Annotated in this window: 17 protein-coding genes; 6 read left to right on the forward strand and 11 right to left on the reverse strand. The window is 70.8% G+C overall.

Features of this window, described 5'->3' with window-relative positions:
* Window positions 1-123: 123 nt before the first annotated feature.
* From ACFWPJ_RS03085 to ACFWPJ_RS03105, 5 genes are all read right to left on the reverse strand, one after another.
* Entirely contained in the window at window positions 124-3,849 is a 3,726-nt protein-coding gene (locus ACFWPJ_RS03085; RefSeq protein WP_378846401.1) for a multifunctional oxoglutarate decarboxylase/oxoglutarate dehydrogenase thiamine pyrophosphate-binding subunit/dihydrolipoyllysine-residue succinyltransferase subunit, read from the reverse strand.
* Between the two features lie 126 nt (window positions 3,850-3,975).
* Window positions 3,976-7,578 carry an ABC transporter ATP-binding protein gene (locus tag ACFWPJ_RS03090; protein ID WP_378846403.1) on the reverse strand — a complete coding sequence of 1,201 codons (3,603 nt, stop codon included), beginning with the start codon at window positions 7,576-7,578 and terminating at the stop codon, window positions 3,976-3,978.
* 5 nt (window positions 7,579-7,583) lie between these two features.
* Complete coding sequence (locus ACFWPJ_RS03095) at window positions 7,584-8,366, reverse strand: ABC transporter permease (protein ID WP_378846406.1); 783 nt, start codon at window positions 8,364-8,366, stop codon at window positions 7,584-7,586.
* The gene (locus ACFWPJ_RS03100; RefSeq protein ID WP_378846409.1) at window positions 8,363-9,334 is read right to left on the reverse strand and encodes an ATP-binding cassette domain-containing protein; all 972 of its coding nucleotides are present in this window, start codon (window positions 9,332-9,334) and stop codon (window positions 8,363-8,365) included. Before ACFWPJ_RS03100 ends, ACFWPJ_RS03095 begins: the two co-directional genes overlap by 4 nt.
* On the reverse strand, window positions 9,331-10,068 hold the full coding sequence (locus ACFWPJ_RS03105) for a hypothetical protein (RefSeq protein ID WP_378846412.1): 738 nt from the start codon (window positions 10,066-10,068) through the stop codon (window positions 9,331-9,333). The genes ACFWPJ_RS03100 and ACFWPJ_RS03105 overlap by 4 nt, the downstream gene beginning before the upstream one ends.
* 167 nt (window positions 10,069-10,235) lie before the next feature.
* Between ACFWPJ_RS03105 and ACFWPJ_RS03110 the strand changes: the two genes are divergently transcribed.
* Entirely contained in the window at window positions 10,236-11,030 is a 795-nt protein-coding gene (locus tag ACFWPJ_RS03110) for an enoyl-CoA hydratase/isomerase family protein (RefSeq protein ID WP_378846415.1), read from the forward strand.
* A gap of 82 nt (window positions 11,031-11,112) precedes the next feature.
* Window positions 11,113-12,372 (forward strand): class I adenylate-forming enzyme family protein, encoded by a 1,260-nt coding sequence (locus tag ACFWPJ_RS03115; protein ID WP_378846416.1) that lies wholly within the window; start codon window positions 11,113-11,115, stop codon window positions 12,370-12,372.
* Here the strand turns inward: ACFWPJ_RS03115 and ACFWPJ_RS03120 are convergent.
* Complete coding sequence (locus tag ACFWPJ_RS03120; RefSeq protein ID WP_378846419.1) at window positions 12,369-13,118, reverse strand: tyrosine-protein phosphatase; 750 nt, start codon at window positions 13,116-13,118, stop codon at window positions 12,369-12,371. The genes ACFWPJ_RS03115 and ACFWPJ_RS03120 overlap by 4 nt on opposite strands.
* A gap of 451 nt (window positions 13,119-13,569) precedes the next feature.
* On the opposite strand from ACFWPJ_RS03120, the gene ACFWPJ_RS03125 reads away from it, so the two are divergent.
* The gene (locus ACFWPJ_RS03125) at window positions 13,570-13,998 is read left to right on the forward strand and encodes a TetR family transcriptional regulator (protein WP_378846420.1); all 429 of its coding nucleotides are present in this window, start codon (window positions 13,570-13,572) and stop codon (window positions 13,996-13,998) included.
* 47 nt (window positions 13,999-14,045) lie between these two features.
* Window positions 14,046-15,224, forward strand: a complete 1,179-nt coding sequence (locus tag ACFWPJ_RS03130) for an amino acid deaminase/aldolase (protein WP_378846423.1) — start codon at window positions 14,046-14,048, stop codon at window positions 15,222-15,224.
* A gap of 7 nt (window positions 15,225-15,231) precedes the next feature.
* Here ACFWPJ_RS03130 and ACFWPJ_RS03135 read toward each other — a convergent pair whose 3' ends face one another.
* Together ACFWPJ_RS03135 and ACFWPJ_RS03140 are read right to left on the reverse strand one after the other, a co-directional pair.
* Window positions 15,232-15,852: a phosphoribosyltransferase gene (locus ACFWPJ_RS03135; protein WP_378846426.1), complete on the reverse strand. Its 621-nt coding sequence runs from the start codon at window positions 15,850-15,852 to the stop codon at window positions 15,232-15,234.
* 10 nt (window positions 15,853-15,862) lie between these two features.
* Entirely contained in the window at window positions 15,863-16,732 is an 870-nt protein-coding gene (locus tag ACFWPJ_RS03140; RefSeq protein ID WP_378846429.1) for a carbon-nitrogen hydrolase family protein, read from the reverse strand.
* A gap of 62 nt (window positions 16,733-16,794) precedes the next feature.
* Here ACFWPJ_RS03140 and ACFWPJ_RS03145 point away from each other — a divergent pair, with 62 nt between their 5' ends.
* Window positions 16,795-18,603, forward strand: coding sequence for a DEAD/DEAH box helicase (locus ACFWPJ_RS03145; protein ID WP_378846432.1), 1,809 nt, complete (start codon window positions 16,795-16,797; stop codon window positions 18,601-18,603).
* Between the two features lie 144 nt (window positions 18,604-18,747).
* Window positions 18,748-22,584 (forward strand): AAA domain-containing protein, encoded by a 3,837-nt coding sequence (locus ACFWPJ_RS03150; RefSeq protein ID WP_378846441.1) that lies wholly within the window; start codon window positions 18,748-18,750, stop codon window positions 22,582-22,584.
* 207 nt (window positions 22,585-22,791) lie between these two features.
* On the opposite strand, the gene ACFWPJ_RS03155 is transcribed toward ACFWPJ_RS03150, so the two are convergent.
* Genes ACFWPJ_RS03155 through ACFWPJ_RS03165 form a run of 3 tightly spaced genes read right to left on the reverse strand, consistent with a single transcriptional unit; the run spans window position 22,792 to window position 25,122 of the window.
* Window positions 22,792-23,496, reverse strand: a complete 705-nt coding sequence (locus tag ACFWPJ_RS03155) for an ESX secretion-associated protein EspG (protein ID WP_378846433.1) — start codon at window positions 23,494-23,496, stop codon at window positions 22,792-22,794.
* Complete coding sequence (locus ACFWPJ_RS03160) at window positions 23,493-24,782, reverse strand: WXG100 family type VII secretion target (RefSeq protein ID WP_378846436.1); 1,290 nt, start codon at window positions 24,780-24,782, stop codon at window positions 23,493-23,495. The genes ACFWPJ_RS03155 and ACFWPJ_RS03160 overlap by 4 nt, the downstream gene beginning before the upstream one ends.
* Window positions 24,775-25,122, reverse strand: coding sequence for a hypothetical protein (locus tag ACFWPJ_RS03165; protein WP_378846439.1), 348 nt, complete (start codon window positions 25,120-25,122; stop codon window positions 24,775-24,777). Before ACFWPJ_RS03165 ends, ACFWPJ_RS03160 begins: the two co-directional genes overlap by 8 nt.
* Window positions 25,123-25,194 lie beyond the last annotated feature (72 nt).

A 25,194-nucleotide genomic window follows, 5' to 3' on the forward strand; every position in this document is an offset into this window, starting at 1 on the left:
CAGAGATTGTGGCGCGCGGGGGACCCCCGCCCGCCGCGGCCCCCACCCCCCCCCCCCCACTCGGGCCCCCGGGGGGTTGTGGGGGGGACCCCCCCGGGGTTACCCCCGTTGTGCGGTAACCGATTACGCGGTCGGCTCGAAGGCCTCGGCGATGATCTCGGCCTGTTCCACGGCGTGGACCTTCGACGAACCCGAGGACGGGGCCGACATGGCGCGGCGGGAGATGCGGCGCAGCTTGCCCAGGCGGTCGGGGAGGACCTCGGGGAGGTTGAGGCCGAAGAACGGCCAGGCGCCCTGGTTGGCCGGCTCCTCCTGAACCCAGGCGATGTCGGTCGCGTTGGGGTACTTGGCCAGTGCCTCGTTGAGGCGGTACGTCGGGATCGGGTAGAGCTGCTCGACCCGGACGATGGCCACGTCCTCGCGCTTCTGCTTGGCCTTCTCGGCGGCCAGCTCGTAGTAGAGCTTGCCCGAGGTCAGCAGGATGCGCTTGACCTTGGTGGTGTCGCCGATGCCCTGCTCGTAGGTGGGCTCGTCGAACACCGAGCGGAACTTCGACTCGGTGAAGTCCTTGATGTCGGAGACCACGGCCTTGTTGCGCAGCATCGACTTCGGGGTGAAGACGATCAGCGGGCGGCGGATGCCGTCCAGTGCGTGGCGGCGCAGCAGGTGGAAGTAGTTCGCCGGCGTCGACGGGACCGCGACGGTCATCGAACCCTCGGCGCACAGCTGCAGGAAGCGCTCGATGCGACCCGAGGTGTGGTCGGGACCCTGGCCCTCGTGGCCGTGCGGCAGCAGCAGCACGACGTCGGAGAGCTGGCCCCACTTGGCCTCACCGGAGGAGATGAACTCGTCGATGATCGACTGCGCGCCGTTGACGAAGTCACCGAACTGCGCCTCCCACAGGACCAGCGCGTTCGGGTTACCCAGCGAGTAGCCGTATTCGAAGCCCACCGCCGCGAACTCGCTCAGCGCCGAGTCGTGCACCGCGAACCAGCCCGGCTTCTCCGAGCCGATGTTGTGCAGCGGGGTGTACTCGTCGGCGTTGAGGCGGTCGATGATGACCGCGTGGCGCTGGGTGAACGTGCCGCGGCGCGAGTCCTGACCGGTCAGGCGCACATCGTGGCCCTGGTCGATCAGCGAACCGAAGGCGAGCAGCTCGGCGAAGGCCCAGTCGACCTTGCCCTCGTAGGCCATCTCGCGGCGCTTCTCCAGCACCGGCTTGACGCGCGGGTGCACGTTGAAGCCGTCCGGCGGGGTGTTGAACGCGTCGCCGATGCGCTGCAGGACCGACTTGTCGACCGCGGTCTGCACGGTGGCAGGCACCTTCTGGTCGTCCTCGACGGACTCCGACGGCTCAGGGACGTACTTCTCCAGCTCGCGGACCTCGTTGAACACGCGCTCCAGCTGACCCTGGTAGTCGCGCAGCGCGTCCTCGGCCTCCTTCATGGAGATGTCGCCACGGCCGATCAGCGATTCGGTGTAGGCCTTGCGGACCGAACGCTTGGTGTCGATGACGTCGTACATCTCCGGCTGGGTCATCGAGGGGTCGTCGCCCTCGTTGTGCCCGCGGCGGCGGTAGCAGACGAGGTCGATGACGACGTCCTTGCGGAACTTCTGGCGGAAGTCGACCGCGAGGCGCGCGACCCAGTCGCAGGCCTCCGGGTCGTCACCGTTGACGTGGAAGATCGGCGCGCCGATGAACTTCGCGATGTCGGTGGAGTACTCGGTGGAGCGGCTGTTCTCCGGCGCGGTGGTGAAGCCGATCTGGTTGTTCACCACGATGTGGATGGTGCCGCCGACGCGGTAGCCGCGCAGGCCACCCAGGTTCAGCGTCTCGGCGACCACGCCCTGACCGGCGAACGCGGCGTCACCGTGGAGCATCAGCGGCATGACCGAGAAGCCCTCGGGGCCGTCGCCCTTGTTCAACAGGTCCTGCTTGGCGCGCACGAGGCCCTCGAGGACGGGGTCGACCGCCTCCAGGTGCGAGGGGTTCGCGGTGAGCGACACCTCGATCTCGTTGTCGCCGAACATCTGCAGGTAGTGGCCGTGCGCGCCGAGGTGGTACTTCACGTCGCCGGAGCCGTGGGTGGCCGCCGGGTTCATGTTGCCCTCGAACTCGCTGAAGATCTTCGAGTACGGCTTGCCGACGATGTTGGCCAGCACGTTGAGCCGACCACGGTGCGGCATGCCGATGACGACCTCGTCGAGCGAATGCTCGGCGCACTGGTCGATGGTGGCGTCCATCATCGAGATCACGGACTCGGCGCCCTCGAGCGAGAAGCGCTTCTGGCCGACGTACTTGGTCTGCAGGAAGGTCTCGAACGCCTCGGCGGCGTTGAGCCGGTTCAGGATGTACTTCTGCTGGGCGACCGTCGGCTTGACGTGCTTCTGCTCGACCCGGTCCTGGATCCACTTGAGCTGCTCGACGTCGAGGATGTGGGTGTACTCCACACCGACGTGGCGGCAGTAGGCGTCGCGCAGGATCGACAGCACATCGCGCAGCTTCATCCGCTCCTGGCCGTGGAAGCCCGCGACGTTGAAGGTGCGGTCGAGGTCCCACAGGGTGAGCCCGTGCTGGGTGACGTCGAGGTCGGGGTGGCTGCGGAACTTGTCCTTGACCAGGCGCAGGGGATCGGTGTCGGCCATCAGGTGACCGCGGTTGCGGTAGGCCGCGATCATCTCCAGCACGCGAGCGCTCTTGTCGACACCGCGCTCGCTCATGTCCTTGCGCCAGCGCACCGGCTCGTACGGCACGCCGAGGCCGTGGAAGATCTCGTCGTAGAACTCGTCGGAGATCAGCAGGTTGTGGATGGTGCGCAGGAAATCGCCCGACTCGGCACCCTGGATGATGCGGTGGTCGTAGGTCGAGGTCAGCGTCATCAGCTTGCCGACGCCGATGTCGGCGATGCGCTCGTCGCTCATGCCCTGGAACTCGGCCGGGTACTCCATGGCGCCCGCACCGATGATCGCGCCCTGGCCCGGCATGAGGCGCGGCACCGAGTGGACGGTGCCGATGGTGCCCGGGTTGGTCAGCGAGATGGTGACGCCGGAGAAGTCGTCGGCGCCGAGCTTGCCCTCGCGGGCGCGGCGGACGATGTCCTCGTAGGCGGAGTGGAACTGACCGAAGCTCATCTCCTCGGTTTCCTTGATGGCCGCGACCACCAGCGAACGGTTGCCGTCCTTGCCCGCGAGGTCGATCGCCAGGCCCAGGTTGGTGTGCGCGGGGGTGACCGCGTTGGGCTTGCCGTCGATCTCGGCGAAGTGGCGGTTCATGTTCGGGAACGCCTTGATCGCCTGGACGATCGCGTAACCCAGCAGGTGGGTGAACGAGATCTTGCCGCCGCGGGTGCGGGCCAGATGGTTGTTGATCACCAGGCGGTTGTCGATCATCAGCTTGGCCGGGATCGCGCGCACCGAGGTGGCGGTGGGGATCGTCAGCGAGGCCGACATGTTCTTCGCGATGGCGGCGGCGGGGCCGCGCAGCACCTTGGACTCGTCGGCGACAGCGGCGGCCTTGGGCGCGGCGGCCGGTGCGTTGGAGACCGGGGCCGGTGTGGTCTGCGGCGCGCGCACGGTGGCGGGCGCGGGCTTGGCGGCGGGCGCCGGCGCCGGAGCGGGCTTGGGAGCCGCGGCGGCAGGCGCGGGAGCCGGTGCCGGAGCAGCGGCGGGAGCCGAAGCCTGGCTGTTACCGGATTCGGTGGCCTCCGGTGTGTAATCCGCGAGGAACTCGTGCCAACTCGCGTCGACCGAGGATGGGTCCTGTTTGAACTTCTGATACATCTCGTCGACTAGCCACTGGTTCTGTCCGAACTGGGAAGTTGAGCTGCTCACAGCTGGTGTTCGCCTCATTTCGTTCTTCGCGCTGCGACGTTTGTGACGTGCCCGGCAGGGGTATCAGCGGATGGCTGCCGATGCGCCCTCACCGAGCATATGCCCAGCGGCATACCCGTGTTGCTACTGACCCGATCTCCTCGACTACGACCGGTCACGCGCCGACAGTATTCCCTCGGCTTCGGCGCCCGCCGCCCAGAGTCGCGCGTAACGTCCGCCCCGGGCCAGCAGCCCCTGATGCGACCCGAATTCCACGACCCGGCCCTGCTCGACCACGCCGATCAGGTCGGCGCGCGCCGCGGTGGCCAGCCGGTGCGCGACCACGACGGTGGTCCGGCCCCGCGCCAGCGATCGGCTCGCTACCAGTACCGATGCCTCGGTGTCCGGGTCGAGGGTGGAGGTGGCCTCGTCGAGCAGGAGCAGATCGGGGTCGACCAGTTCGGCGCGGGCCAGCGCGATCAGCTGACGCTGTCCGGCGGACAATCCACGGCCTCTTTCACCGACCGGTTGGTTCATTTTTCGGGGCAATCCGGCGATCATTTCCGCCGCGCCGACCTTCTCGGCCGCGGTGCTGATGTCCACCGCTGTGGCGAAAGGTTGCCCGAATGCAATGTTGCTCGCGACGTCGCCGGTGAACAGGTGAGCTTCCTGGGGCACAATTCCCAGCCGCGTCCGGTAGTCGGTGAGCACAAATTTACGTAAATCGACGCCGTCGACGCGGATCGAGCCCGCGGCGGGGTCGTCCGGGAGGTCGTAGAGACGGGCCAGCAGCTTCACGATCGTCGATTTGCCCGCGCCGGTCGCGCCGACGAGCGCGAGTGTGGACCCGGCCGGGACGGTGAAGGAGACGCCGTCGAGGGCGGGGTTGTTGGCGCCGGGGTAGCGGAAGTGCACGTCGTCGAAGATGATCTCGCCGTTGAGCCGATCGATAGTCAGCGCGTCCGGCGGATCGGCGGCGATCGAGGACTCGGTGCGCAGCAGGTCACCGATGCGGCGCAGGCCGACCCTGGCCTGCTGGTAGCCGTCGAACACCTGCGAGAGCTCCTGGATCGGGGCGAACAGCAGGCCGAGGTAGAGCACGAAGGCGACCAGGGTGCCGGTGGTCGTCCGTCCGTCGGCCACCGCGTTCGCGCCGAGGTAGACCACCACGGCCAGGGCGAGGTCGGCCCAGGCCAAGCCGAAGGAGAAGTAGGCCGCGATGGCGCGCTGGGCGCGCATGCGCGCGTCGCGATAGCGGTGGGAGTACTCGGTGAAGCGGCGGGCCGCGGTCGGCTCGTTGCGCGCGGCCTGCACCGCGCGCAGGCCCGCGATGTTCTCCTGGAAGTCGGCGTTGACCGCGGACACCCGCTCGCGGGAGACGCTGTAGGCGACCGAGGAGACCCGGCGGAACGCCAGCGTGGCCAGCAGCATCGGCGGCACGGTGGCCAGCACGATCAGCGCGAGCCCGGCATCGATGAAGACCAGGCCGACGGCGACGCCGATCAGGGTGATCAGCCCGACCAGGCCGGTCGCGACGCCGGTCTGCAGGAATGTCGAGAGCGCGTCGACGTCGGTGGTCATCCTGGTCATGATCCGGCCGGACAGCTCGCGCTCGTAGAAATCCAGGCCGAGTCGCTGCAACTGCGCGTAGCTGCGCACCCGCAGCCCGAACAGCACGCGTTCGCCGGTGCGCGCGGTGAGCACGGTGACCGCGACGCCGACCAGCAGTCCGGCCAGCACCAGCCCGATCCCGATCGCGCCCGCGATCGCCAGCGCGGTGCCGTCGCCCGCGGTCACGCCGGTGTCGATGGCGTAGCGGACCAGCGGCGGGAAGGCGACGCCGATCAGTGCGTCGGCGATCAGCAGCAGCATGACCGCGGCCACCAGGCCGCGCACCGGGCGCAGCAGGGCGCGCAGGCCGAAGTCGGGTTGGGGAGCGCGCAGGTCACCGGGCAGGCCGGGTTCCTCGGTGGCCGGTGGCAGTGCGTCGACGGCGGCGCGTAGTTCGGGGGTCTCGCTGAGATCGGCCGAGGCGGCCGACATCGAGCGTGGCCTGCCGCCGTCGGGGAGGCGTTTGGTGAGCGAGGTCGCCGCGGGCACCGCCGAACCGGTGGGCGCGGGCAGCCGGATGACGCGATCGGCCTGGGCCAGCGTGGACTCGCGGTGGGCCAGGATCAGCGTCGTCCGTCCGCCCGGATCGGGCAGCCTGCGGAAGATCTCGGCCTCGGTGACCGCGTCCACCGCCGAGGTCGCGTCGTCGAGCACCAGCACGCGCGGGCGGGTGAGCAGTGCTCTGGCCAGGGCGATGCGCTGGCGCTGGCCGCCGGACAGGGTGAGGCCGCGTTCGCCGATGACGGTGTCGTAGCCGTCGGGCAGTGCGGCGATGAACTCGTCCGCGGCGGCGGCGGTCGCGGCGGCCTCGATCTCGGCGTCGGTGGCCTCGGGACGGCCGAGGGCGATATTGGCGGCGATGGTGTCGGAGAACAGGAACGGATCGTCGAAGACCACCCCGAGCGCGCCGCGCAGGTCCTCGGCGCGCAGGTCGGCCAGGTCGGCGGTGGTGCCGTCGGCGCCGACCAGGCTGATCCGGCCCGCGTCGGGTGCGTAGAAACGGGGCAGCAGCAGCGACAGTGTCGACTTGCCCGAGCCGGCGGGACCGATGATCGCGACCGTCTCCCCGGGGCGCACGGTCAGATCGAGGTTCTGCAGCACCGGCTGATCGGCCTCGAAACCGAAACTCACCGCGTCGAATTCGATGCCGAGCGGGCCGGGCGGCACCGTGACCGGCTGTTCGGGATCGACCAGCACGGGCGCGGCGTCGATCACCTGGAAGACCCGGTCGACGGCGGCCTTGGTGAGCTGACCCATGATCACCACCGAGGTGATCGTGCGCGCCGAGGACGTCATCGTGGCCAGGTAGGCGGTGAACGCGAGGAAGGTGCCGACGCCGATCGCGCCGTGACTGGCCAGCACACCGCCGACGATGATCACCGCGACCAGCCCGGCCTGCGGCAGCGCCGAGACGACCGGCGCGAACCTGGCATTGATCCTGGCGGCGCGCAGCCGCTCGGCGAACAGGCGGCGGCCTTGGTCCTCGAGCACGTCGACCATCCGGGCTTCCTGCCCGAACCCCTTCACCACCCGCACCCCGGTGACGGTCTGCTCGACGTGTTCGGCGAGGTCGGCGGCGCGCTGCTGGGCCGACCAGGTCGCCGCGTACAGGCGCGGCCGCAATCGCAGCACGACCACCGCCATCGCGGGCGCGACCAGCAGGGCGGCCAGCGCCAGCGGCGGGCTCAGCCACACCATCACCACCGCCGACAGCACGAACTGCAGCACAGCCAGCCCCGACCACGGCACCATCGCCAGCAGCCCCTGCACCAGCTGTAGATCGGTGATCGACCGGGAGACCACCTGTCCGGTGCGGATCGCGTCCTGGCCGGCGCCGTCGAGCCGTTGCAGCGCGGCGAGCAGCGAGACCCGCAAGCTGTGCTGCACTTCCAGCGACAGCTTGCCCGCCCAGAGCCTGCGCGCGAAGGTGACGAAGAACCGGCCGACCGCCAGCAGCGCGAGCAGCGCGGCCGCGGTGCCGATGACGGTGGTGTCGCCCGCGACGGCGGCGTCGACGGCGCGTTTGGTCGCCAGCGGCGCGGCGATCGACACCGCCGCACCGGCCAGCACCGAGACGGTGATGCCCGCGAGCAGGCGGGGGTGCTGCAGGCTCAGGTGCCAGAGTCTGCGGATCCAGCCGGGTTCGGTGGCGGCCACCGGCGCTACAGGTCGCGGGTGCGCAGGTCCCACCAGCCCGCGGCGCCGATCGCGCCGGTCCACAGCAGGAGCACCACCAGGGCGGCCGGTGTCGGCGCGAAGACCTCGGCCTCCTGGAACGAACCGGCGCTCACCCCGGCCACGGTCGTGGAGACGGGCAGGATGGCCGCGAAGCCACCGGCCCCGAAGGCCTTGGCCACCACCCAGATCAGCGGCTCGAGCACGAAAGCCCAGCCGAGCACCAGCCAGACCGCCCCGCTGACCGTGCGCAGCAGCAGCCCGATGCCCGCCCCGATCACCGCCCAGCACAGGGCGACCAGCAGGCCGGCGCCGAGCACCTCGATCAGCTGCCAGCCCAGCTCGAACTTGCCGCGTCCGGCGGCCAGCAGCATCAGGAGACTCACCAGTTCGGCGGCCAGCGCCACGGCGACGGCGAACGCGGCCGTCGTGGCGTATTTCGCGGTGGCCAGCCGATCGCGGTCGGGCGCGAACAGCACCGTCAGCGCCATGGTCTTGCGCCGGTACTCACCGCCGGTCGCGGCGACGCCGAGCAGCGCGGCCACCACGAACACCGCGATCATCCCGAGATAGAGCCCGATCGTGGCGGCGCCGGTGGCGGGCTGACCCTTCGGATCGGCGGGCCCGGACATGAGCGCGGTGATCAGCGTCGCGACCAGCGCCAGCACGACGGGCGCGCCGAGCAGCAAGCGGGCCGGGCGCACCGCGACGACCTTGCGCGCCTCGGATTCGATGCCGGGCAGGAGATCGGCGGGCAGCACAGAGGTCATCGTGGCATCCCATACGAGGTCGGCGCCGGGGCGAACGCGGCGGGATTCGCCGCCTGCACGGGCGGGGAGTGCCGGTGCCTGCGCGGTTTGGTCAGCGAGGCGAGCACCCGGTCGGGGTGGATCGGATCGGTGACGATGCTGCCGATCCGCACCTGCGCGGCCTCGGCGACCGAGCGGATGGTCGACTCACTCGCCTCGGCCACCGCCAGCCGTCCGTCGGGCCGCATCACCGCGTCGGTGAAGCCCTGCGCGGCCAGGGCGGTGGCCAGCGCGATCGAGGGCGAGGCGGCCACGACCAGCCGGTCGGGATGCCCGCGCCGCAGCTTGGCCGGCGTGCCCTGCCAGACGACCGCGCCCTCGCTCAGCACGACCAGCTGATCGGCCGTCGACACCACGTCGGCGAGTTTGTCCGAGCTCACCAGCACGGTGCCGCCGCGCCCGACATGGCGGCGCAGCAGTTCGTGCAGCCAGCCACGTTCGTAGCCGTCGGCGCCGGTGAACGGGTTGTCGAGCACGAGCAACGGAGGATCGGCCAGCAGCGCGGTCGCCAGCGCCAGCCGGGTCTGCTGACCCGGATGTAGTTGGGCGACAACGGTATCGGCGATGGAGGCGAGCCCGGTCTCCTCGAGCACCGCGTCGACGCGCCGCCGCCGCGCTCCGGCGAGCGGCGCGTAGCAGCGCAGATGATCGCGGACCGTGCGCGCCGGATGCAGGCCGCGCGGGCTCAGCACCGCGCCGACCGAACCCGGACCGGTGCCCGGCACGTCGATGTCGACGCTGCCGGTGGTCGGCTGCCGCAGACCGAGCACGATCCGCAGCACCGTCGACTTGCCGGCGCCGGTGGGCCCGACGAGCGCGGTGATCGCACCGGCCTGCACCGCGAAGTCGATGTCGTGCACGGCGCTGACCAGGTCGAACTGTTTGCCGACGCCGCGCACCCGCACAGCGTCGCCGGGCCGCGCGCTCACCGCTTCTTCGCCGGCGCGGCGTTCTTCGCCGGCGTGGCGTCGATGGCGGGCAGCGGATCGGCGTCGATGACGCGGTGCAGCGGGGTCGGCCAGAACGTGGGGGCCGGCCCGAAAGCCTTGCGCGCGTTGTCGATCGTCACCTTGCCCAGCGCCCGGTTGCCCGCACCGCCGATGGCGGCGCCGATGCCCGCGGGCAGGATCTTGCCCGCCATCAGCGCCGCGCGCTTGGTGATGAACCGCTTGATGAACTGCTGCAGCAGCTTGTTGTTGATGGCCGAGATCCCGGGCACTTTGTTCGCGACCATGCCCGCCCAGTTCTTGGACGAGGTGCCAAGCCCCTTCTGCACGATCGCCATGCCGGTGTCGCCGAGCACGACCGCGAGCACCATCGCGCGTCGCGCTTCTTTGTCCTCGGGCTCGATGCCGTGGACGTAGGCCTCGGCGAGGGTGAACAGGGCCGAGGCCTCCATGAAGAACGCGGTCTCCGCGCTGATGGCGCCGAGCGCGGCCAGGGTGCCGATCCCTGGCACCGCCGCGGTCGCGCCGACCGCCGCGCCGCTGCCGGTGACGGCGAGCAGATACTGCTTCTCCAGCCGTTCCACGATCTGGGCGGGGCTCTCACCGGGATGACGTTCACGTAGGAATTCGACGTAGCGACGCACGGCGGGCGCCTGCAGTTTCGAACCGGTGTCGAGTACGTCGACCACGGCCTTTTCGATCGCTTTGCTGAACACGGCGTCGTCCTCCTCTTCGCCCCGACGAAACGAACTGTAGGGCACCGCGGTCCCCGACAGCTCATCATGCCAACGAGCACCGACACCCCGCTGGTTCCACGATGTGGGCGCGATCTCCGCCCCGGTAGGCACTGTCCCCGAGCCGACGCTGGTTCTACGCTGACCGGATGAGTGCAACGCAGCCGACCCGATTGACGCGCGAGTTCACCGAAGCCGGTGCCGAGATCGCGACGATCACCCTCGCCCACCCGCCGCTGAACCTCTTCGACCGCGAGCTCATGAACTCGCTGATCGCCGATATCGCCGCCGTCAGCGCGCAGCCGCCGCGTGCGGTGCTGCTCCGGGCCGAGGGCAAGGTCGTCTCGGGCGGCGTCGACGTCAACGTCTTCGACGGGCTCAGTGCCGAGGAGGGCGCGCAGCTGTGGCGTGACCTGTTCGCCCAGATCATCCACCCGCTCGAGGCGCTGCCGTGCCCGGTGGTGTTCGCCGCGCACGGGCTCACCCTCACCGCGGCCTTCGAGATCTCGCTGGCCTGCGACATCATCCTGGCCGCGCCGAAGGCGAAGTTCGGGCTGGTGGAGACGGTCGTGGGCCTGACGCCGTCGATGGGCGGCCCGCAGCGACTGGCCGAGCGTGCCGGTTCGGGTCGCGCCCGCGAATTCGTGATGACCGGCGACCTCTACGACGCCGCCACGATGGCGCAGTGGGGCGTGGTCAACGCGATCCACGAGGATCTCGACACCGCCGCCCGCGCCCTGGTCACCCGCCTGGCCGACGGCCCGACCCGCGCGCACGCCGCGACCAAGCAGATCATCGAGGCGTGGCGTTCCGGCGGTGTGGCACACGCGGATTCGGTGACGCCGAAGGTCTCGGGCGAGCTGTTCGCCTCCGACGACCTGCGGGGCGCCGTGCGCAGTTTCCTCGAGGTCGGACCCGGCAAGGCGACCTATCGCGGCGAATGACCGCGCCGACTGCCTGACAACGCTGTGATCCACGTCATATAGTCACAGGTGCGGTGCTGCATCGACGTACGTGGAGGTCCGGATGGGTCAGAGCGAGCACGAACCGGGCGCGACCATCATCGAGTTCCCCGCCAAGGGTGCGGCCGGGCGGCTGACCAGGGGCTCCGACGGCGTCCTTCGCTACGGAGATCTCAGCCCGGCCCTCACCGAGCTGCTCGACCTGCGGGTGCACTCGTTCACCGGCAGGGAGGCGATCGTCGAGGTCGGCGGGCCGCGCCTGACCTACCGCGAACTGTGGCACAGCGCCTCGCGCATCGCGGGTGGCCTGCAGGACCACGGCATCGGCTACGGCGACCGCGTCGCGGTGCACATGCCGACGAGCGCGCGCTGGGTGCAGGCCTTCCTCGGCGCGCTGCTCTCCGGCGCGGTGCCGGTTCTGGTACCCGACTCACTGCCCGCCGCGATCGCGCAACGGGTGATCGCCGACAGCCGCGCCGATTTCGTGCTCGGCCCCGACGGCCCGCTGCCCGACAGCGCCGCCTACATCGACGACGGTGCGGCACTGGATGATCCGGCACTGCTCTGCTACACCGGCACCGCCGCCAGGCGGCCCGTGCCCACCGGTGTCGAGCTGACCAACGAGAACCTGCTCTCGGCGGTGTCCTCGGTGATCGGCGCGCTCGACCTGTCCGTCGACGGCATGCGCAACCTGGTGCTGTTGCCGCTGGCCCACGCCAGCGGCTGCGTCGACCAGCTGCTGCCCACCTTCGCCGTCGGCGGCACGGTGGTGCTCGCGCCCGGCGCGCGCGACCTGGCCGACGTGCTCGAGACCGAGCGGATCGACACGGTCTCGGCCACGCCGCGCATCTTCACCGGACTCCTGCCCGAACTCACCGCGCGCCAGTCCGGCGCGGGCGTGCGGCGGATCAGCAAGGCCTGTCACCGGTCCGAACGCGCCGCCGCCGCGGCCCCGGCCACGCTCACCGCGGCGCTGCGCGGGCTGTTCCCCGCGGCCAGGCAGTGGTCGGTCTGGGGCGCCACCGAGACCAGCGGCATCGGCCTGATGGTCGACGACACCGACCTCGCCGAATCCGAGTCCACCCTCGGATTCGCTTTCGGCGGCACGGAATTGGCGTTGTACGGACCGCAGGCGAGCGCGGGCCGCGGCGAATTGCTGTGCCGCGGACCGAATGTCAGCAGGCGCTACTGGAACGACCCCGACGCCTCGATGGTCCGGTTCAGCGGAACCTGGTTCCACACCGGCAATCTGGTGAGTATCGAGGCCGACGGCCTGGTCCGCGCGGTGCTGCCGGTGCGGCAGCGCCGGGTCAGCGGACTCTAGCTCGCGTTCAAGCGGGTGCGCAGCGCCTCGCGCAGCGGGCCGGTGAGCCCGATCGCGCTGAGGTAGCCCTCGGTGCCGCCGTAGGTCTCGCGCACCGAGACGTCGGCGGTGCGCAGGTACTCCTCGCGCACGCCGAGCAGGTCGATCGACAGCGCCCCGTCCGTGGCGATCTTCGGCTCCAGCATCATCCGCAGTGGTTCGACGGCGGCATTGCTGGCGAGGTAGTCGGCGTAGACGTCGTCCTCGGTGACGCCGACCGCGCGCAGCACGGTCGCGACCGCCCAGCCGGTGCGGTCCTTGCCCGCCGCGCAGTGCACCAGCGCTGCGCCGTCGCCCTCGGCTACCGAGGTGGCCAGGCGGATGATCGCCCCGTGCGCCTCCGGCATCACCGGGAACAGCCGGTAGACCTCGATCATGTGCGCCCGCGCCGAGGTCTGCTGCGCCTCGTGCGGCGGCGCCTCGCCCATCCTGGAGTCGAACGGGGTGACGTGCAGGCGCACGCCGTCGGGCAGCGTGTCGTGGCCGATGTGGTCGATCTCGGCGAGGCCGCGCAGATCGTGCACGTCGGTGACGCGCAGCGCGCGCAGGGTGTCGTGGCCCTTCGCGTCGAGTCCGCTCAGCTGGGCCGAGCGCAGCAGCACCCCGGGTCGGGTCGTCGTACCGTCGGCGGTGCGCAGCCCGCCCACATCGCGGAAATTGAAGGTGCCGCTGATGGCGAACTGGTCGGCAGGAGGCGAAAGAGTCACTTGTCCAGGTTATCGACGCGACGCCAGGCTCCGCGATGGAGTTCGCGGATCCGACACGCACTGTGTGGCGTCCGTTCCGCGGGGTGCCACTGTGCTGTCGCCCACAGATACTCGGGGGCCGCCCGCGGCGACTTGTACACTCGACCAGGGGTCAGAAGAGGGCGTGGGGGTGCCGGATGCTGGGAATGCGAAGTAATTCAACCGTATGGTCGGTTTTACAAAAGGTCGCATTCGGATAACAAAACAATCTTTCAGTCTGAAAAGGGCGACTGAATCAGTTCGTGAATCCTGAAAACCTTCTAAGATCGAGCTCGCTGGATAGGTTGATCGCACCTGATCGATCTTCTCCACTTAGCTCGCATCGCCGCGGGCAGCGAAATTTGTTGCCGAGGAGTTGTCGTTGAGCGTCAGTCGTGAACTTACCGAAACATCCGTGCCACCTGCCGTATGCGTGGCCGTGGAACAAGCCGCCGCGGGCTGCGACGCCACCGGCATCCGGGCGCTGCGCATGCTGCTGCACGCGGGCATGAGCGCCTACTGGCCGTTGGTGAAGGCAACGCCCGCCCGCCAGGTAGAGGCCTACGAGACCGCGTTGCAGACGCTGCGGCAGCGGTGGTCGCCCTCGGGTGAGACCATCGGCGACCCGACCGCGGCCGCGCTGTTCCATCAGCTCGACGACGAGGCCGCGGCCTTCCTCGGCCTGTGCGCCGAGCGCTCGGGCACCCAGTGGCTCGAGCCGCTGGACTCGGTGGCCACCTACGTGGTCTCGGTCCTCTACGGCGCGGTGCTGCGCTGGCTCGCCGACGGCAACGACGAGACCACCCTCGTGGTGATCGACGACCTGGTCGGCTGCCTGACGCTCAAGGCTGTCGAAAGCTGACCCGCCCAGTGCTGGACGACTGACCAAATTGGTGGTTCAGTAGTCGAGTGACCCAGACGACATCGCTGCCCGGTCTGCACGCGGCGACCGCCGAGCTCGACCCGCCGCTGGCCGCCCTCGACCTGACCGCCCTCGACGCCAATGCCGCCGACCTGGTCCGCCGCGCGAACGGCGTCGCGGTCCGGGTCGCCAGCAAGTCGGTGCGCTGCCGCGCCGTGCTCGAACGCGTCCTCGGCACCGGCCTCACCGCCCACGGCGGTTTCGCCGGCATCATGGCCTACTCGCTGCGCGAGGCCATCTGGCTGACCCGCCTCGGCGCCCGCGACATCCTGCTCGGCTACCCGGTGACCGACCGGGCCGCGCTGGCCGAACTCGCCACCGACCCGCTGCTGCTCGGCTCGATCACCCTGATGATCGACGACGTCGCCCAGCTCGAACTCACCCGCGCCGCGCTCGGCACCGATCTGGTCCGCCCCCGCGTCTGCCTCGACGTCGACGCCGCCCTGCGGATCGGCCCGCTGCACCTGGGGACCCGCCGCTCGCCGGTGCGCACCCCCGACCAGGCCGCCGTGCTGGCCACCGAGGCGCGCAGGCGCGGGTTCGACGTGGTCGGCGTGATGACCTACGAGGCCCAGATCGCCGGGCTGCCCGACAGCAACCCCGCGGTGCGGGTGGTCAAGCGCCTGTCGGCCGTCGAGATCGGCCGCAGGCGCGGCCAGGTGCTCGACGCCGTGCGCATGGTGACCGGGCCGCTGGAGATCGTCAACAGCGGCGGCACCGGGTCGATCGAGGTGTCGATCACCGATCCCGATGTCACCGAGGTGACCGCCGGGTCCGGGCTGTACGTGCCGACCCTGTTCGACCACTACCGCTCGTTCACCCCGCGCCCCGCGCTGTTCTTCGCCACCCCGGTGCTGCGCAAGCCGGCCCCGACCATCGCCACCGTCTTCGCGGGCGGCTACATCGCCTCCGGTCCGGCGGGCCAGAGCCGGGTGCCGCTGCCGGTGTGGCCCGCCGGCCTGAAGCTGCTCGGTTCCGAAGGCGCGGGGGAGGTGCAGACCCCACTGGCCGGTGGCGCGGAACTCGAGATCGGCGATCGCGTGTGGTTCCGGCACGCCAAGGCGGGCGAGCTGTGCGAGCGCTTCGACCAGATCCACCTGGTCGACGAATCAGGTTCGCGGACAACGGTTCCGACCTACCGCGGCGAGGGGCAGTGCTTCGGCTGAGCGGGTCCTAGCTCAGCAGCTCGGTCACCTCGTCGTCGGCGAGCTGATGGAAGTCGATGTAGGCCATGCCGACGCCGCCGAGTTCGGCGGGCGTCCACAGGCAGACCAGCTCGTCGCACTCGCGCCGGACCCGGCGCGCGGCCTCGGGGGAGGACACCGGCATCGCGACCACCAGCTGCTCGGGATCCTGGGCCCGCGCGACCCGGCACGCGGCAACCACGGTCGCGCCGGTCGCCATGCCGTCGTCGACGATCACCACGGTGCGCCCGGTCATCGGGACCGGATCGCCGGTCCGCAGCGCGTGCTGCCTGCGGGCGAGCTCGATCCGTTCGTCCCGCTCGACCTCGTCGAACGCGTCCTGGGAGACCCCGCTGCGGTCGATGACATCCCGGTTCAGCACGAGCACACCACCCTCGCCGAGCGCCCCCATCGCCAGCTCCGGCTGCCAGGGCAGGCCCAGCTTGCGGACCAGCAGCACGTCCAGCTCACCGCCGACGACCGAGCACACGGCCGCGGCCACCGGGACACCGCCGCGCGGGAGCCCGAGCACCAGCGGATGCGAGTCCCGCAGGTGTTCCAGGGCCGTGCCGAGGACGCGGCCCGCCGCTGCACGATCCGGGTAGACCACGTCTCGAACGCTACTCCGCGACGGGCTCCGGCGATACGCGCTCGGTGATGGCGAAACGGCGCAGCGCCAGGCTCGGGTTGGCGGTGCGGACGCGGGCGATGTGGGCCGGGTCGATCGTCGCGGTGAGCACGCCCGGCTCGTCGCCGAGTTCGGCGAGGACGGCGCCGACCGGGTCGACGATCATCGACGCGCCCGCCCCGCGCGGCGCGCATTGATCGGCGGCCGCCACGTAGATCGTGTTCTCGATCGCGCGGGCGCGCAGCAGCGTCGTCCACTGGTCGACCTTCGCCGGGCCGGGAATCCACTGCGCGGGCAGCAGCAGCACGTGCGCGCCCGCCGCCGCGACACGCCGGCATCCCTCCGGGAAACGGAGATCGAAACAGGTCTGCATGCCGAATATCACACCGTCGATCGCGAAGGTGGCGGGCGCGACGAGCGGACCGGCCTCGACGACATCGGATTCCAGATGCCCGAACGCGTCGTAGAGATGCACTTTCCGGTACACCGCGACGCGCGCGCCGTCCGGTCCGTTGGCGACGAGCGTATTGCTGATCCTGGTCGCTCCCGGCGTCGGCTGCTCGACGACACCGGCCACCAGATACACCCCGAATTCCGCGGCGAGAGCACTGAGTCCGGTGGTGAACGGCCCGTCGAGCGGCTCCGCGATCGCCACCACCCGCTCGTCGAGCCGGGTCACCGCAAACATCGAGTATTCGGGTGCGAGCACCAGCCGGGCACCCGCCTCGGCGGCCGTGCGGACGTGCTCACGCAACGTCGCCAGATTGGCCGCCGGGTCGGTCTGGGGAGCGAATTGGACGACCGCGATCGGCACCTCGGCGGGCGCCGGTCCCTGATGCGCTGACCCGTTCTGCAGTTGCATAGGTCTCACCGTATTCACCCGGTGGCCGGGACAGCTACCGTCAGGCAGTAAACTGCTGGTCAATGAGTACCAATGAGGTCGACAGCGTTCCTGCCGACGACGACAGGCACGAAGAAGGCCCGACATTCGCCGATCTCGGGATCGATGACCGCGTCCTCGCGGCCATCGCCGACGTGGGCTACGAATCGCCGTCCCCGATCCAGGCGGCGACGATTCCCCCACTGCTGTCCGGCGCGGATGTGGTCGGCCTCGCCCAGACCGGCACCGGCAAGACCGCTGCCTTCGCGATCCCGATCCTGATGGGTCTGGACACCGCCCAGAAGAAGCCGAGCGCGCTGGTGCTCGCCCCCACGCGTGAGCTCGCCATCCAGGTCGCCGAGGCCTTCGGCAAGTACTCCTCGCACATCCCCGGGCTGCACGTGCTGCCGATCTACGGCGGGCAGAGCTACGGCGTGCAGCTGTCGGGCCTGCGCCGCGGCGCGCACGTCGTCGTCGGTACGCCCGGCCGCGTGATCGACCACCTGGAGAAGGGCACGCTGGATCTGACCCAGCTGCGCTACCTGGTGCTCGACGAGGCCGACGAGATGCTCAAGATGGGCTTCCAGGAAGACGTCGAGCGCATCCTGCGTGACACCCCGAACGACAAGCAGGTCGCGCTGTTCTCCGCGACCATGCCGGGCGCGATCCGCAAGATTTCCAAGCAGTACCTGAACGACCCGGTCGAGATCACGGTCAAGTCCAAGACCCAGACCAACACCAACATCACCCAGCGCTATGTGCAGGTCTCGCATCAGCGCAAGCTCGATGCCCTCACGCGCGTGCTCGAGGTCGAGGACTTCGAGGCGATGATCATCTTCGTGCGCACCAAGCAGGCCACCGAGGAGCTGGCCGAGAAGCTGCGCTCGCGTGGTTTCTCCGCCGCGGCGATCAACGGTGACATCGCGCAGAACCAGCGTGAGCGCACCATCGGCCAGCTGAAGTCGGGCGCGCTCGACATCCTGGTCGCCACCGACGTGGCCGCGCGTGGTCTCGACGTCGAGCGCATCTCGCACGTCGTCAACTACGACATCCCGCACGACACCGAGTCCTACGTGCACCGCATCGGCCGCACCGGCCGCGCCGGCCGCTCGGGTCAGGCGCTGCTGTTCGTCGCGCCGCGCGAGCGTCATCTGCTCAAGTCGATCGAGCGCGCCACCCGGCATCCGCTCACCGAGATGCAGCTGCCCAGCGTGGACGACGTCAACGCGACCCGTGTCTCGAAGTTCGGTGACGCGATCACCGAGAACCTGTCCTCGGACAATGTGGCGCTGTTCCGCAAGCTGATCGAGGACTACGAGGCCGAGCACAACACGCCCCTGGTCGACATCGCGGCGGCACTGGCCGTCGGCGGCTTCGACGGCGACAACTTCTTCATGGAGCCCGAGCCGGAGCCCGCGCCGCGTCGCGAGCGTGATCGGGACCGCGACCGGGACCGGGAGCGCGCCCCGCGCCGCTACGACGACGAGGACGGTGGCCGTCGTGCCCCGTCGTTCTCCCGGGACAGCGGCCAGGAGCTGGCGACCTACCGGATCAGCGTCGGCAAGCGGCACCGCGTGGTGCCCGGCGCGATCGTCGGCGCCATCGCCAACGAGGGCGGCCTGCGCCGCAGCGACTTCGGGCACATCAGCATCCGGCCCGATTACAGCCTCGTCGAGCTGCCCGCCGACCTGCCGAACGAAACGCTGGAAGCGTTGCGCCGCACCAGGATCAGCGGTGTGCTGATCCAGCTGCAGCCCGATCAGGGCCCGCCCGCCCAGCGGCTGAACTCGCGTGGCCCGCGCCGCGATCGCGAGGCGCGTCCGCGGACCGAACGGCGCAAGCCGAGGTTCTGACGCCGGGCGCCTTCGCGGGGATCGGCGAAGGCACACCCCGTGGCGAAGTTCGACATGTCCGCGGGTAGCGCCCTGGTCGCCCGCGGTGCTGGTTAAGGTGTTTGCCGTCGGGTGTGCGTGAACACAGGAGGGCCGCGTTTGTTCGTGTCCGGTGATCGGGTGATCGGTGCCGTCGGCGACCTCGTGCGCGCCGCGGACTGTGAGTTCGCGCTGCTGCGCGCCGTCGACGCGGCCCTCGGCAACCTCCCCGGCGCGCCGGACGCCGCCGCCCTCGTCGTCCGCCCGGCCGAGGTGGCGCCGGAGTCGCTGCACCACTTCGGCGACGCACTGATCCGCATCCCGTCACCCGAGGTCCCTGGCGCCACACCCGCCGCCCGGATAGCCGCCCTCACCGCCGCCGCCGAGCAGACCATGGCGGCGCTGCGTGACGGCGCCGCCGCCATCCACGGCGCGGTCTTCTTCGACGGCCGATTCGCCTGCGGCGCCGACCTTCTGATCCGCGATTCCGGGACCAAGCGCTACACGCTGCACACCGCCATCGCGTCTGCCAAGGTCGGTGGGCCTGCCGTGGTGCGCACCGGCATTGCCGCCGCCGGGGTCGGTGCACCTGCGTTGCGCACCGGGATCTCCACTCTCGGGGCCGGCGTTCCTGCCACGCTGCGCACCGATGCCGAGGCTGGGGTGTCTGCCGCGCTGCACACCGATCGCCCGGACGCCGAGTTCGAGGCGCCTGCCGCGCCGCAATCCGGGGCGGTGCCCGGCGAGGGCTGGATGTCCGAAGTCGGGGTTCACCTGCGTGGTGGTCTCGGTCCTGACGTGCCGGACGAGTCCGCCGGCGAACTGCACGGTGATCTCCGCTCCAGGCCGGAAGCGCCGGGACTCGTGGACTATGCGGCCGCCGCGGCACCCGGCGAGCTCAGTGCGCCCGCGGCAGCCGATGCGCGATTCGACTCGCAGTCGGATGATTTCCGTGCGCTGCGTCGCGAACTCGCTGCCGGGCGGACGCCGTTCGAGCGGGCCACCGCGTCGGTCAGCGCGCTCGAGGTCGACACACCGCGTGAATCATTGCGTGCCCGGATCGCGTTCGCTGCGTGCGCGGAGGCGCTGACCGCCGCGGGGGTCGGGATCGATCCGTGGGCGTATCTGTCGACGCCGGCAGGGGAGCAGCGCACGCGGACCGAGGATCTCAGGTCGGTGTATCTGGCGCGTCGGGCCCGGGTGGAACGGATTGTCGAGGAGAAGCTGACCGAACTGCTGCCGGTGCAGTGGGGGGATCCGCGCTACCTCGCGTGTGGGCGGTGCGCGAGCTGTCGCGTTGCCGCCGCGACCGCGCGGGATCTGTTGCTGGTGGCTGGGATCCGGCCTACCCAGCGGGCGCGGCTGCGCGAAGCGGGTGTGCTGACCATCGATCGGCTCGCCACGACGACGACGCCGGTCGCCGGGCTGGCTCCGCGCACGGTGACCGCGCTGCGCCGCCAGGCCGAGATTCAGGTGCGGCGGGAGCGGACCGGCGAACCGGCCTTCGCCCTGCGCGACGCGACCGCGCTGGGCGCGCTGCCCGCGCCGAGCCGCGGCGATCTCGCGCTGATCGTCGATGTCGACGAGCGCGGCGCCATCACCGCCGTCGAACTGTCCGACGCGAGCTCCGTCGTCTACCGCCCCGCGATCAGCTGGGTCGAGACCGCCGGCCGGCGCCGACATGGCGCGCACGTCGGTGTGGGGCGCAGTCCGGCGCGGGAGGACTTCGACCGGTTCACCGACGCCGACTCAACGGATGTGCTCGACGAGCTGCTCGACATCATCGGCGAGCACCGCGCGGCCGACCCGAATGTGCGGGTGTACCACTACGGTTCGGCGGTCAGGACGGCACTGCTGGACTGGTCGGGCCGCCTCGGCACCGGCGCCGATCTGCTCGACGAGCTGCTGGGCGACGGCGCCCTGTTCGATCTGGCGCCCATCGTGCGCACCGCGCTGCTGATCGGCGAACAGTCCTACGACACCACGGGGTTGGCCGGGCTGTTCCCCGCCACCGAGAGCCGCGCCACCACCGTGCTCGCCCTGCGCGACTGGCTGCTCGCGCGCGCCGCCGACGCGGGTGTCGACGTGCCGGGCACCCGGTTCGCCGTCGCCGAGTCCGACGCGCCGCCGTCGCTGCGACCCGGTTCCCTGGAAGCCGCGCTCGCCGAGTTCGCCGCCGCCGCCGAGGGTGACGCGGCCCGCGCCGCCGCCCTGACGGCCGCCGTCCTCGGCTACCACCGCCGCGAACGCCAGCCCCGCTGGTGGGCTCACATCGACCGGCTCGGCCATCCCGTCGGCGAATGGGCCGACGCGCCGGGCGTGCTCGTCGCCGAGTGGGGCACCGTCGACACCAAATGGCATCGCACACCCCAGCTTCCGACGATGCGGCGCTACCTGACGCTGACCGGCAGGCTCGGCACCGGCGCGACGCTCACCCCTGGCACCCAGATGGTCACCATCTACGACGGCGCCGCCGCGGCGGGCATGACCCAGACCCTCGGCCGCCGCGCCACCGCCACGGCCACTGTCCTGGGCTGCGCCGTCGACGCCAACTTCGACGACACCGTCCGGCTCGAGGAACTGCTGCCCGAGGGCTGCCCGCCCTACGACGACCTCCCCGCCGCCATCGCCCCCGGCCCGCCCGACGGCGAGGCCGAAATCGAAGCGGCACTGGAGTACACCGCGCAGGACCTGCTCGTCACCCTGCCCGAGGTGCCCGAGAACGCCGTCTACGACCTGCTGCTGCGCCGCGCGCCCCGCCTGCGCGACGGGATGGACCTGCCGCAGGTACACGGCGACATCGCCGCGGCACTGGCGAGCGCGGTCGGCGCGCTGGACGCCTCCTACCTGGCCGTGCACGGCGCGCCCGGCACCGGCAAGACCGGCACGACGGGCCGCGCGATCGAACGGCTCGTCACCCGGCACAAGTGGCGGATCGGTGTGGTCGCGCAGTCACACGCGGTGATCGAGCGGATCTTCGACGCCGTCGTGGAGGCAGGGCTGCTGCCCGAGCTGGTCGCGAAGAAGGACGTCGCCTCGGTCGGCCCGGATTGGTCGGCGATCGATGCCGAACGGTATCCGCGGTTCCTCGACAATGCCGTCAACGGGTGCGTGATCGGCGGCACCACCGCCGATTTCGTCGACGACACCCTGATCGCGCCGGAGGCACTGGACCTGCTGGTCATCGCAGACGCGGGGGAGTGCTCGCTGGCCGATACCGTCGCCGTCGCCGTAAGCGCGCGCAACCTGCTGCTGATCGGCGATCCGGTGCCGTCGCCCGCGCAGGCGGCGCATCCGGAGCGAGTGCAGGTCTCGGCGCTGGAATGGTTGTGCGACGGCGCCGCCACCCTGCCCGCCGAACGCGGCTACTTCCTCGATCGCACCTGGCGCATGCATCCCGCGGTGTGCGAGCCGGTGTCGGCGAGCTGCTACGACGGCAAGCTGCGGGCCAGCGAAACCATCACCCTCGCCCGGGATCTGGCCGGTATCGCGCCCGGCGTGAGCACCGTGCTCGTCGACCATCGTGGCAGTGCCACCGAATCCGATGCCGAGGCGCGCGAGGTGGTGCGCCGGGTGCGCGCCCTGCTCGGCGAGACCTGGACCTCCGGTGGCCGGGCGCGCCGCCTGCACCCACACGACGTGTTCGTCGTCGCGCCGTACGCCGCGCAGGTGGCGCGGATCCGAACCCAGTTGGCGCGCGCCAAGATCGAGGACGTCCTTGTCGGCACCCCGGACCGGTTCCGTGGCCGGGAAGCCGCCGTCGTCGTGCTGTCGATGACCACATCCACGCCCGCCGACGCGCCGTTCGGAATGCGACCGCTGCTGTCGCGCACCGTGATCCACGTGACGTTGTGCCGGGCGATGTGGAAGGCGATCGTGATCCGCTCGCCACTGCTCACCGAGTACCTGCCGGATACACCGGAAGAGCTGGCCGCGTTGGCCGGATTCCTCCAGCTGGGCTAGCCCGTCCACCGGCCGGGCCTGTTTCGAAGTTTGCCGACTGTGCTGTGGGCATGCGCTGAGCATTCACCAGACGCTTCGATGGTCCCGATTTCGACCGCGCGCGGAATAGTGAACGTTCAGCGCGGAGGTCGACGGATCGTGGGTGGCGACTCGGCGCGCGCAGGTCGATCCGCTACCTGAGACAGGTTCCGGTCGGCCGGGCCGTGATCATACACTCCGGAGCAACCTGCGCAGCCAGTCCGCAGCGCATTCCGGTGTGGCCGGCGCGATGTCGACGTGATGGGCCGCGTGCACCAGGTAGCGGCCGTCGCCGGTGACGTCGATCCAGGACAGCACACCGGTCGGCGCTTCGTCCCCGCCCGCGCCGACCAGGATCTGCCCGATGCCGCTGCGCGGGCGCTGCAACAGCTTGCGGACGCGGGCGGCGTCGGACGGTCCGGCGACGGGCGCGGTGACCAGGTCGCGACTGTCCTCGCGCACCTTGGCCGCGAGGGCGGCGATCCGGTTTCCGGTCCCGGCCTGCTGCGCGGGAATCCGTGAGAACACCTGGGCGGCAAACCGTTTCGTACTGCCGACCTGGACGTGGACGCTGCCGCCGCGGTCGTCCGAGCTGCCCGGTTCCTGCACGGCGAGCACGGCCACGTCACCGGTGACGGCGCCGAGCATCCGGATCGGCGCCGCGGCGTGCCCGCAGACTTCGACCCGGATCTCCGGCTTGGCGAGCACCCGCAGCGCCGCCGACAGGTCGGCGTCCAGGGTGCGGGCGCACCAGGCGTCGAGCGCGGGCTGTTTGGCCGCGCGTTCGGCGGTGTCGCGGGCCGAGGCGCGCACGGCGAGCGGATACGGGATCCGGTCGCCGTCGATGCGCGCCCAGGCCAGCGCGAACTGGTCCGGCGTGAGGTGCCAGTTCACCCCCGCTCGGTCCACTCACCGAGCACGGCGGGACTGGTCGGCTCCATCTTGCCGATCAGCGCGTTCACCTCGTCGGCGGGTTCCAGGTAGGTCGGCTCCTCGTCGAGGAACCGCAGGAACTCGTCGTCGTCTTCCTCGTCGTCCTCCTGCGCCGGCTGCGGACGTGGACCGTTCGACGGGCGGGTCGTATCGGCGGCCATCATCGCCCCGCCCATCATGCCGCCGATCGCCCCCGCGCTCATGCCTGCCGCGGCATCGCCACCGGCGGCGGCGGGGTCGTGGCCGGTCGACGCCGTCGCGGTGTCCGTCGTTGCGGAGTTCGCAGTGCTGGTGGCGGAGTGGCGATCGCGGCGGGTGCGCGGGTCCGCAGAGGGGACGAAAGCTGTCGGAGCGGCCGAGGCGGTCGACGCCGGGCCGCCCGCCGGCGAGGTCGCGGCGGTGGCGCCGCTGTTCGATTGCGCGGCCTGCACGACCTGTGCAACCTGCGTGGGCGCGACCGCAGCCGCTGTCGTCGCGGTCGGTGCAACGGAAGTGCCTGTCGGCGTACCGTTTCCGCCGCTCACCTGCGCGCCTGCCGCGGTCGTAGCGGCCTCCGCATCTGCCGTCTCCGCCGGAGTTCCGGCAGCCGAGGCGGTGTCGGTCGTGGCCGGCGCAGTCACGGCGCCAGGTCCAGTGGCGGACGGCGCACCCACGACACCGTTCGGCATGGCCGAAGTGGGCAGAGCACCTGGCTCCGTGGTGATTTCCGGAAACGACGGAACCCCCGACCCTGTCGGCACGAAAGCCCCGGCGTAAATCGACTCCATCGCCCGCACCGCATCGAGGCGAGCGTTCTCGGCCTGCCGGACAATCGCGGCATTGTCCGAAGCCTGCTGGGAATCCAGCAATGCCGCGGCCGGATCCGGCCGCACCCCCTCGGGTTCCGCGATCGCGGCACGCACCGACTCGGCGGCATCGCCCGCCTGGCTCAGCCGAACTCCGACCGCGGTCAGCACGTCGGCGATCCGCCTGCCCGCCTGCTCGAAGTCACGCACCGCGTCGCTCGCCTGCTGGGCGGCAGCGCCTCTCCACCCGTCGGCGATCGCGGCCCTGATCTCGCTGTGCGCGTTCTCGACCTCGTCACCGAGCCCGGTCGACGCGGCCAGGAACAACTGGCCCGCACCGGCCAGCGCGGCCGGATCGAGCTGCCGGACGGCCTGGTAGATCTCGGCATGCGAGAGGTTGTCGAAGACCTCGACGGTGGGGCAGTAATCGGGATCGGTGCCCGGTGCGGAAATACTACGCATGGTTCGCACCCGGAACTTCGATCGCGGCGACCGCGCCCGCCAGCGCCTGATCGCCGTCCTGATAGGCGACTCCCGCGGCGCGGAAGACGGCGGCGAGCGCACGCGCGGTGCTCGCGTAGGAGCGCAACTGTTCCAGCGCGTCCACTGCTTTGCCCTCGAATCCGGTGCGCAGCGCGGCACCCGAGGCGAGCCCGCCGAAACCGGGAATCACCTCCGCGCCGCCGAGCGCCTGCACCTGGGCTTCCACCGCGGCGGCCAGCCGCTCGTAGCGCTGGGCGCAGCGTTCCGGTGCACCGTCGGCGACGAGCACGCCGTCGATCCACAGTCCACCCTCGTCCACGGCCTGGCCGAGGGCCGCCGTATTCGGCCCTGTCTCTTATACACATCGTACTCTTCCGACGAATATAGAGGT

It is taken from the genome of Nocardia sp. NPDC058497 (assembly GCF_042720195.1).
In the GTDB taxonomy this organism is placed as follows: domain Bacteria; phylum Actinomycetota; class Actinomycetes; order Mycobacteriales; family Mycobacteriaceae; genus Nocardia.